Source organism: Microcystis sp. LE19-84.1B (genome assembly GCF_027531875.1).
GTDB lineage: Bacteria > Cyanobacteriota > Cyanobacteriia > Cyanobacteriales > Microcystaceae > Microcystis > Microcystis panniformis.
This window is the reverse complement of sequence record NZ_JAPZSR010000115.1, coordinates 1-2,212: the sequence shown is the minus strand read 5'-3', so window position 1 is coordinate 2,212 and position 2,212 is coordinate 1. Positions and strand designations below refer to the sequence as shown.

Here is a 2,212-nt window from a genome sequence, read left to right as displayed (position 1 = left end):
TTGGTACGGAAGAAATTACATCGAAATAGATAGATGGTTTCCCAGTTCTAAAAGGTGTAGTAATTGCGGGTATATTGCCCTTGAAAATGCCGTTAAATGTTCGAGAATGGGATTGTCCAGACTGTGGGACTCACCATGACCGAGATATTAACGCTAGTAATAATATTTTTTCAAAAAAACAACAATTTTATCCATTAAATTTCGTCTTTTTGGGCCCCCCCCCGCCCCCCCCCCCCCCCCCGGGGGGGGGGGGGGCCAGGGGGGGTGGGGGGTTGGGGGGGTCGACAATTAGCCTACAAATGCCGTTGGTATGGGAGAAATTACATCGAAATAGATAGATGGTTTCCCAGTTCTAAAAGGTGTAGTAATTGCGGGTATATTGCTGAAAAAATGCCGTTAAATATTCGAGAGTGGGATTGTCCAGACTGTGGGACTCACCATGACCGAGATATTAACGCTAGTAAAAACATTTTGGCCGCAGGGCTTGCGGTGTCAGTCTGTAGAGCGACCTGATGACCAGAACAGAGTAAATCTGTTAAGGCAGGTGCGGAACCCCGCAAGGCTTCCGCCGTGAGCGTCAGCCGAACGGGAAAGAAGCAGAAACCTAAATCGTGAGGTTTGGGAATCACCGTCCGTTTACGGCGGCGAGGATGTCAAAAAACGCACCGTCCCAACTTTACCCGCGTCATCAAAGACAATAAGTTAAAATAAACAATATCTAATCAAACAAAGGCTAAATACCATGGCATCAATCAAAGGAACCGTTAAAAATGGTCTTGTTTACCCCAACGAAGCGATCGCAGACCAAGAAGGAAAATCCGTCATCATCACCATTATCGAACCCAACCCAAATATTCCATCAACCGATGAATTATCATGGGATGAATCATCATGGAATAGCGAAGATTGGGATCAATTTGATCAACTCATCGAAAAATGTACCATAGATACCGGAATTGTAGATTTAGCCCATCAGCATGATCACTACATTCATGGAACTCCCAAAAGAGAATCCTATCCATAATGAAAGTATTTATTGATACAGCGGCTTGGATCGCCCTTGTTAACCAACGAGATGATTTACATTATCCCGCCCTAGAAGCCAGCAAAAAATTACGCCAGGCACAATCTACTTTGATTACAACCGAATTTGTCCTGTTAGAAGTTGCTGATGGACTATGTAATTTATCGACTCGTTCCAGTGCAATCAACTTTATTGAGAGCTTGTATCGATTGCCAAAATTGAAAATCATTCAACTTGATCAAAGCTTATATCAAAAAGGCTGGCAACTTTATAAACAACGTCTTGACAAGGAATGGAGTCTAACCGACTGTATTAGTTTTGTTGTCATGAAACAGGAAATTATTACACAAGCTTTTACCTCTGATCGTCATTTTGAACAAGCAGGATTTACTAAATTATTGTAAGATTGCATTATATAAAATTTGTTTATGTAACAAAATACATCACCCAAACTTTTAAATTATTAGAAATCAACGATCCTAAATGAACTATCAAAAAATTGAGGACATCTTTAACAAAAGAAATTAACTAAAAATAAATATGCCTAAAACCACAGATGCCATAAAAATCATTCATCAAATCATCGCAGACGATCCCACAATACAAGAACAAATCGCCCTAGAATCCATCAACGCAGAAATCGCACAACTGATTTATGACTCTCGTACAAAAGCTGGATTAACCCAACAACAACTAGCCGACCTAATCCATGTTGAAAAATCCGTTATTGAAGATATAGAAGACGCTGACTATCAAGACAATCCCCTAATAATGCTGCAAAAAATCCCAATGAGGAACAAAAAGAATCCCCCGATGAAAACTTAATTACTGGAAAAGAGAAATTAAAGGTTGAGAAAAAAGTTTATCTAGAGCAGAAAAGCGATTAAACAGAGGAAAATAAGCGATGATTTCAAACATTGAAAAACCCTTAAAAGTCAACCCCACCTTAGCCACCTTATTAAGTAGGGAGGCACAATTATTTGTAGGATGGGTTAGCGGTAGCGTAACATAATCGGGCGTTGGGTTTCATGCTTCAACCCAACCTACGTTCATCGGAAATTTTGGGTCTGAAACCCCGCCGTTCTAGGTTGGCTTTACGTTAGAATTAAAAGGCCAGTCTCGAAAACCAAGTGGACGGCGCAGCACCTTGAAAACTCGGCTTAGGGGGTTCCGACCAGAAAAGCTTGG

At 40.9% G+C, this 2,212-nt stretch carries 3 protein-coding genes and 2 pseudogenes; all 5 read left to right on the top strand.

The annotated features are described in order from the left end of the window. Window positions 1–338, top strand: a pseudogene (locus O9324_RS06755) (zinc ribbon domain-containing protein); the annotation flags it as partial. Next, window positions 274–615, top strand: a pseudogene (locus O9324_RS06750) (zinc ribbon domain-containing protein); the annotation flags it as partial. The pseudogenes O9324_RS06755 and O9324_RS06750, both read left to right, overlap by 65 nt. 127 nt (window positions 616–742) lie before the next feature. Beyond that, window positions 743–1,024: a hypothetical protein gene (locus tag O9324_RS06745; RefSeq protein WP_287702306.1), complete on the top strand. Its 282-nt coding sequence runs from the start codon at window positions 743–745 to the stop codon at window positions 1,022–1,024. Continuing rightward, a complete protein-coding gene (locus tag O9324_RS06740) occupies window positions 1,024–1,428 on the top strand; it encodes a type II toxin-antitoxin system VapC family toxin (protein ID WP_288139782.1) in 405 nt (134 codons plus the stop codon). Before O9324_RS06745 ends, O9324_RS06740 begins: the two co-directional genes overlap by 1 nt. 136 nt (window positions 1,429–1,564) lie before the next feature. Next, window positions 1,565–1,849 carry a helix-turn-helix domain-containing protein gene (locus O9324_RS06735; protein WP_287630101.1) on the top strand — a complete coding sequence of 95 codons (285 nt, stop codon included), beginning with the start codon at window positions 1,565–1,567 and terminating at the stop codon, window positions 1,847–1,849. Window positions 1,850–2,212 lie beyond the last annotated feature (363 nt).